Annotated in this window: 8 protein-coding genes; 7 read left to right on the top strand and 1 reads right to left on the bottom strand. The window is 51.0% G+C overall.

Features of this window, described 5'->3' with window-relative positions; genetic code table 11:
- The first annotated feature begins 9 nt into the window (after nt 1-9).
- The 6 genes from dppC (at nt 10) to D9736_RS17310 (ending at nt 4767) form a co-directional block, all read left to right on the top strand.
- The gene (dppC, locus tag D9736_RS17285) at nt 10-912 is read left to right on the top strand and encodes a dipeptide ABC transporter permease DppC (protein ID WP_130258811.1); all 903 of its coding nucleotides are present in this window, start codon (nt 10-12) and stop codon (nt 910-912) included.
- A gap of 10 nt (nt 913-922) precedes the next feature.
- On the top strand, nt 923-1906 hold the full coding sequence (gene dppD, locus D9736_RS17290) for a dipeptide ABC transporter ATP-binding protein (RefSeq protein WP_130258812.1): 984 nt from the start codon (nt 923-925) through the stop codon (nt 1904-1906).
- The gene (gene dppF, locus D9736_RS17295; RefSeq protein ID WP_130258813.1) at nt 1903-2916 is read left to right on the top strand and encodes a dipeptide ABC transporter ATP-binding subunit DppF; all 1014 of its coding nucleotides are present in this window, start codon (nt 1903-1905) and stop codon (nt 2914-2916) included. The genes dppD and dppF overlap by 4 nt, the downstream gene beginning before the upstream one ends.
- Nucleotides 2917-3140: 224 nt before the next feature.
- On the top strand, nt 3141-3464 hold the full coding sequence (locus tag D9736_RS17300; protein WP_130216280.1) for a helix-turn-helix transcriptional regulator: 324 nt from the start codon (nt 3141-3143) through the stop codon (nt 3462-3464).
- On the top strand, nt 3449-3760 hold the full coding sequence (locus D9736_RS17305) for a HipA N-terminal domain-containing protein (RefSeq protein ID WP_130210092.1): 312 nt from the start codon (nt 3449-3451) through the stop codon (nt 3758-3760). The genes D9736_RS17300 and D9736_RS17305 overlap by 16 nt, the downstream gene beginning before the upstream one ends.
- Complete coding sequence (locus tag D9736_RS17310) at nt 3760-4767, top strand: HipA domain-containing protein (protein ID WP_130258814.1); 1008 nt, start codon at nt 3760-3762, stop codon at nt 4765-4767. Before D9736_RS17305 ends, D9736_RS17310 begins: the two co-directional genes overlap by 1 nt.
- Before the next feature lie 16 nt (nt 4768-4783).
- Here D9736_RS17310 and D9736_RS17315 read toward each other — a convergent pair whose 3' ends face one another.
- Entirely contained in the window at nt 4784-6055 is a 1272-nt protein-coding gene (locus D9736_RS17315) for an amino acid permease (RefSeq protein ID WP_130258815.1), read from the bottom strand.
- A 475-nt stretch (nt 6056-6530) separates the two neighbouring features.
- On the opposite strand from D9736_RS17315, the gene D9736_RS17325 reads away from it, so the two are divergent.
- Nucleotides 6531-6638, top strand: coding sequence for a type I toxin-antitoxin system toxin Ldr family protein (locus tag D9736_RS17325; RefSeq protein WP_002431793.1), 108 nt, complete (start codon nt 6531-6533; stop codon nt 6636-6638).
- Nucleotides 6639-6753: the final 115 nt, after the last annotated feature.

The following is a 6753-nucleotide window of genomic DNA, read 5'->3' on the forward strand; positions in this document are numbered from 1 at the left end:
GGGGACATCATGTCACAGGTTACTGAAAATAAAGTGATTAGCGCACCGGTGCCGATGACCCCGTTACAGGAGTTCTGGCACTATTTTAAACGCAACAAAGGCGCGGTTGTCGGGCTGGTTTACGTCGTCATCGTGCTGTTTATCGCGATCTTTGCCAACTGGATTGCGCCGTATAACCCGGCAGAACAGTTCCGCGATGCGCTACTCGCCCCGCCAGCCTGGCAGGAAGGCGGCAGCATGGCGCACTTGCTCGGTACAGATGACGTCGGTCGTGACGTTATGTCGCGCCTGATGTACGGCGCGCGCTTGTCGCTGCTGGTTGGCTGTCTGGTGGTTGTGTTATCGCTGATTATGGGCGTTATTCTCGGCCTGATCGCCGGTTACTTCGGCGGCCTGGTTGATAACATCATCATGCGCGTGGTCGATATCATGCTGGCGCTGCCAAGTCTGCTGCTGGCGTTGGTGCTGGTGGCGATTTTCGGCCCGTCGATTGGTAACGCCGCGCTGGCGCTAACCTTCGTTGCCTTGCCACACTATGTGCGCTTAACTCGCGCCGCCGTGCTGGTGGAGGTGAATCGCGATTACGTCACCGCGTCTCGCGTGGCAGGTGCCGGGGCGCTGCGCCAGATGTTTATCAATATTCTTCCCAACTGCCTTGCACCGCTGATTGTTCAGGCGTCGCTCGGCTTCTCTAACGCCATTCTCGATATGGCTGCTCTTGGTTTCCTCGGCATGGGGGCGCAGCCGCCAACACCGGAATGGGGCACCATGCTCTCCGATGTGTTGCAGTTCGCGCAAAGCGCCTGGTGGGTCGTGACCTTCCCTGGTCTGGCGATCCTGCTGACGGTGCTGGCATTTAACCTGATGGGTGACGGTCTGCGTGACGCGCTCGATCCCAAACTGAAGCAGTAAGAGGTTCGAGATGGCGTTATTAAATATAGATAAATTATCGGTGCATTTCGGCGACGAAAGTGCACCGTTCCGCGCCGTAGACCGCATCAGCTACAGCGTAAAACAGGGCGAAGTGGTCGGGATTGTGGGTGAGTCTGGCTCTGGTAAGTCGGTCAGTTCACTGGCGATTATGGGGCTGATTGATTATCCGGGCCGCGTGATGGCAGAAAAACTGGAGTTTAACGGCCAGGATTTGCAGCGTATCTCAGAAAAAGAGCGCCGCAATCTGGTGGGTGCCGAAGTGGCAATGATCTTCCAGGACCCGATGACCAGCCTTAACCCGTGCTACACCGTGGGTTTCCAGATTATGGAAGCGATTAAAGTGCATCAGGGCGGCAACAAAAGTACCCGCCGTCAGCGGGCGATTGACCTGCTGAATCTGGTCGGCATTCCCGATCCGGCATCGCGTCTGGATGTTTACCCGCATCAGCTTTCCGGCGGCATGAGCCAGCGTGTAATGATCGCTATGGCGATTGCCTGTCGGCCAAAACTGCTGATTGCCGATGAACCGACTACCGCGCTGGACGTGACCATTCAGGCGCAAATTATCGAACTGCTGCTGGAGCTACAGCAGAAAGAGAACATGGCGCTGGTATTGATTACCCATGACCTGGCGCTGGTGGCGGAAGCGGCGCATAAAATCATTGTGATGTATGCCGGCCAGGTGGTGGAAACGGGTGATGCCCACGCCATCTTCCGTGCGCCGCGTCATCCGTATACTCAGGCATTGCTGCGTGCGCTGCCGGAATTTGCTCAGGACAAAGAACGTCTGGCATCGTTGCCTGGCGTCGTTCCCGGCAAGTACGACCGCCCGAACGGCTGCCTGCTTAACCCGCGCTGCCCCTATGCCACTGACAGATGTCGCGCTGAAGAACCGGCGCTGAATATGCTCGCTGACGGGCGTCAGTCCAAATGCCATTACCCACTTGATGATGCCGGGAGGCCGACACTATGAGTACGCAAGAGGCCACCCTGCAACAACCGCTGTTGCAGGCTATCGACCTGAAAAAACATTACCCGGTGAAGAAAGGCATGTTCGCGCCGGAACGTCTGGTTAAAGCGCTGGACGGCGTTTCGTTTAACCTTGAACGTGGTAAAACGCTGGCGGTAGTAGGTGAATCTGGCTGCGGTAAATCGACCCTCGGTCGGTTGCTGACAATGATTGAAACACCTACCGGCGGTGAACTGTATTACCAGGGGCAGGATCTGCTCAAGCACGATCCGCAGGCGCAGAAGCTACGTCGGCAGAAAATCCAGATCGTCTTCCAGAATCCCTATGGTTCGCTGAATCCGCGTAAAAAAGTCGGGCAAATTCTTGAAGAGCCGCTGCTGATTAATACCAGCTTAAGCAAAGAACAGCGTCGGGAAAAAGCCTTGTCGATGATGGCAAAAGTTGGCCTGAAAACCGAGCACTATGACCGCTATCCGCATATGTTTTCCGGCGGTCAGCGTCAGCGTATCGCCATTGCCCGAGGTCTGATGCTTGACCCGGACGTGGTGATTGCCGACGAACCGGTTTCCGCGCTGGACGTCTCGGTGCGTGCGCAGGTGCTCAACCTGATGATGGATTTGCAGCAGGAGTTGGGGCTGTCTTATGTCTTCATCTCGCATGACCTGTCGGTGGTGGAGCACATTGCTGATGAAGTGATGGTGATGTACCTGGGCCGCTGCGTGGAGAAGGGGACGAAGGACCAAATCTTCAATAACCCGCGCCACCCGTACACTCAGGCGCTGCTCTCCGCTACACCACGCCTGAACCCGGACGATCGCCGCGAGCGCATCAAACTCACCGGTGAACTGCCAAGCCCGCTGAATCCACCGCCGGGCTGCGCCTTCAACGCCCGCTGTCGTCGACGCTTCGGCCCCTGCACCCAGTTGCAGCCACAGCTAAAAGACTACGGCGGTCAACTGGTTGCCTGCTTTGCTGTTGATCAGGATGAAAATCCGCAGAAGCCAGCTGTATAACCCACCCGATGAGACCGGTTGTCATGCTGGTCTCATGTCAAATATGACCCTCTTGTGCTTTAACTATCACTTATAGATCTTTTTTGACCATCTTTGTTGCCTATGGATTATATATGAGCTAAATTATAACCATTAATAAAAAATGGTTCATTTATGATGCTTAACGAATTCATTTAACCATAAATGATCTTTTTTTTGTCTTTTATCAATTGAAAGGTTCTTTAATGATCTACACAGGGTCACAGAATCTGGCTCAAGAGTTGAAAGCGATCGGCGACCAGCTCCAGGAGTTGCAGAAGAAACTTATTCAGGGGCCGAATATTAGTCAACCACGCCCCCTCCTGACCATTGAGACTCCCCGTCATTTGGGGGAACAACTGAACGCACGTCGCAAAGAATTGGGCATTGATTTATACACACTTGAACTACAAACAGGGATCTCAACGTCCACGTTAAAGCGACTTTTTAAGGATCCTGAACAGGTTAAATTCGGCAGTGTGTTCGCTGTGGCGAATGTTCTTGGAGTGAAACTATGCATCGGCGAGTGAAAGTGTTGCTCTATGGTCAGGTAGTGGGTGAACTCTCTCAGAACGACAGTGGTTTTTTGTTCCAGTACGCCCCGGATTACCACGGACCGGCAATCTCAATCAGCCTGCCCGTCGCACAGCGTCAGTTTCCCAGTGAGACGTTGCATCCTTATTTTGCCTCACTGGCGCCAGAAGGATGGCTGCGTCAACGCTACAGCCAGATACAGCATCGTGACGAAAACGATCCACTGGGAATGCTTATTGATAACGGCAAGAATCTGCTGGGGGCAATCCAGATTTTACCTTGGGAGGAATAATGGCGAATTGTCGCATTCTGTTAACGCCACTGAATGAACGTGACGAACAGCGCGGATATTCGACACAGGGGTTGAAGCGCCTGAGCGGCACTGCAAAATTGAATCCTCGGCTGGGGTTTACGCGAACTCAGTTTGTGCAGGAACTTCCGCGTCAACAAAAAGGGATGAGTATTTCCGGTTACCAGCCCAAATTGCAATTAGTGCTGGATGAAGGAGAGTTCCGCGTCGTAGATCATCAGGGAAATTTTATCCTTAAGCCCTCTCCAGCCGACTTTCCCGGCTTGGCCGAAAATGAACACGCAACAATGACATTGATGTCTCGTTTGGGATTTGACGTACCTGTGCATGGCCTGCTGAGTTTTGCACCACAATCAGAGGAGAAGCTTGAATACGCGTTTGTTATCCGGCGCTATGACCGGGATGACAAGGGGCAGCCAGTGCATCAGGAGCAACTTGATGGCGCGATGCAGATTACAGATAAATATGGCAAGACGGGAAATGATAACGAGCAATACGTCAGCTATGAAACGCTGGCCCGATTTTTAATTGCCCATGTTAACGACAACATCGCATTTAAAATCGATCTCTTTCGTCGCATTGTTTACGCCTGGTTGCTGGGTAATAACGACATGCATTTACGAAACTTTGGCTTAGTGTACTCCGATGGTTTGATGCCAGCGTTAGCGCCGGTGTATGACTTTGTTTCTGTCGCTCCCTATCCGGAATATTTTCACTCAAACTATCTGGCGCTGCCGTTATTGATGCGAGAAGAAGGCGGTCGGGAACTGGCTCCTGGATTTGACAGTGGTTATGGCGAGTATATCGGGCAGGACTTTTTGCTGTTGGGTGAATCGATGGGATTAGCGCCCAGATTGCTGGAAAAAATCTTTCAGGATATACGTAAAGAAAATACCATTGTTATGGAAACGTATGAACAGTCCTTTATGACTCAGGAGCATATCCAGGCTGTACTGAAATGCTATCGACATCGTCTGGGGCTGCTGTGAGCAGCCCCCGTTACTTTTACTCAATCAGCTTCAACAGCGGCGAAAAGCACAGCAAAATGCCATAAAACAGGATAAGCCATGTTTTTAGCCCGCGTAGTTTTTTCAGTTGTGAAACTTTAGAGATCAGGAAAAACGGAATCAGGCACGACACAATGCCATATAACGGGCTTCCTAACTGAAAGAACACCAGCACCGATACACGAAACGAAACCCAAATCGTCAACGTAATGACGATAAAAGCGCAAATTGCCAGAGTCAGCATACGCGAGTTAATTTTCTGGGTATCAATAATTCGGCTTAACAGATTGAGAATAATGCCTTTAATGGCCTCGTGGAAACCGAGGTAAATGCCAAAGAATGCGGTCAGTACGGCAAAGATATTCAGCACCGTAGAGGTGATATGAATGATATGCCCGGGGATCACCTGCGCGGCTAGTGCCAGTGCCGAGATATTTTGTTCAAAGGCAGAAACGGCTTCTTCGTGGCTTATTGAGAAGGTAAACGAAAAGGCAAAAAACAGGATCACCGCGATGAGCGTGATATAGCTAATCCGGTGGGTACGCAGCGCGAGCCGAGTTGCCAGTATTTTATCTGTTTCCCGTTTACGATAGGCAATATTCATCGGGTTAAGCACCTGAATAAATACCGCAGAGAAGAAACAAAATGGAATGGTGAGCAGGACGTCGCGGAAAAATACGGAGGCTTGTGGGAAGGCGGTTATATTGGCGAAATTCCAGTGCGGGATCATCGCAAAACCGAACACGACAATAATGCCGACTTTGACCACCACCATTGGCCCGGAGATCTTAAACAGCAACCTTTCACCACCAGACGCAATCGCCACCAGTACGGCGAAAATAGCGACTTTATAAAGTAGAGATTGTGAAAGATCGGCATCGGTTAAACCGAAGGTTTTCAGGTATGAGGCACTGTCGAAAACCACGGAGAGAGAGTAGATAAAAATCCCGTGGATAATCATCAAAAAGTAGATAACCCCGAGGAAAATTCCCCAGTTTTTGCCCAGGTAATGACTGATAATATCTGTATAGTCATTACAGGAATCACTTTCTGAAAGTGTCTTTAAATAAATGTCCTGCACTATCCAGGTTGCCGGATAAGCAATGATTGCAGCGGTAATAAATACCCAAATCCCCTTCAGGCCAATTTGTACCGGCATCAGCACGGTTCCGGCACCAATCGCCATTCCTATACATAATAAAACCCAGCCGAAGTCGTAGCGCGTAAACGGCAATTTGTGATCGTGTAATGGTTGTGTGTTGTGCTGCATAAAGTCCTGTCCAGAAAGAAGTCAGCCTCGTAAAAATGAATAACCCCAGCTTCTCTTGCGCAACTGGTAGAGAAGTTGAATACGCAGTGTGTAACGAATGAGACAACAGATTCACTGGGGAGATTGCGAGGAGGCGCAATTCTACAAAATTGCGCATTTCACTACCAGTCTGGAGTCAGCTCGGATATGAACTGCAACTATTGTAAACAAAGAAATTAAGTTGGAAGGCATCACGCAATGAGGAAAATTGCCGAATGCTGACGATAAAAAGCAATCGTAAAATCAGCGGCAAGCCGGAAGGATTCCGGTGAGGCGCAATGTTGCGGGGGCTTTATCCCCGGCGGCATTGGTTGCTGGAGAGAGAAAACCCCCGCACGTTGCAGGTATGCACCTGACAACATCACGGGGGACATTCTTGCATCTAGACCATTCAAGAATAGCCGCGAAACGTTGTCATTACAACAGAGGCGGCTATATGACGCTCGCAGAGTTGGGCATGGCCTTCTGGCATGATTTAGCGGCTCCGGTCATTGCTGGCATTCTCGCCAGCTTGATCGTGAGCTGGCTGAATAAGCGGAAGTAATATGTCATGCGGGCGTCAGGCTGCCGTAATGGCAATTTGCGCCCGGACCAGGCCGCAGGGGGAAACTCTGCGGCCTTTTTCGTAAGAAAAATGCAACGGTTGCAAGCGGATAATA

It is taken from the genome of Escherichia sp. E10V10 (genome assembly GCF_004211985.1).
Lineage (GTDB): Bacteria > Pseudomonadota > Gammaproteobacteria > Enterobacterales > Enterobacteriaceae > Escherichia.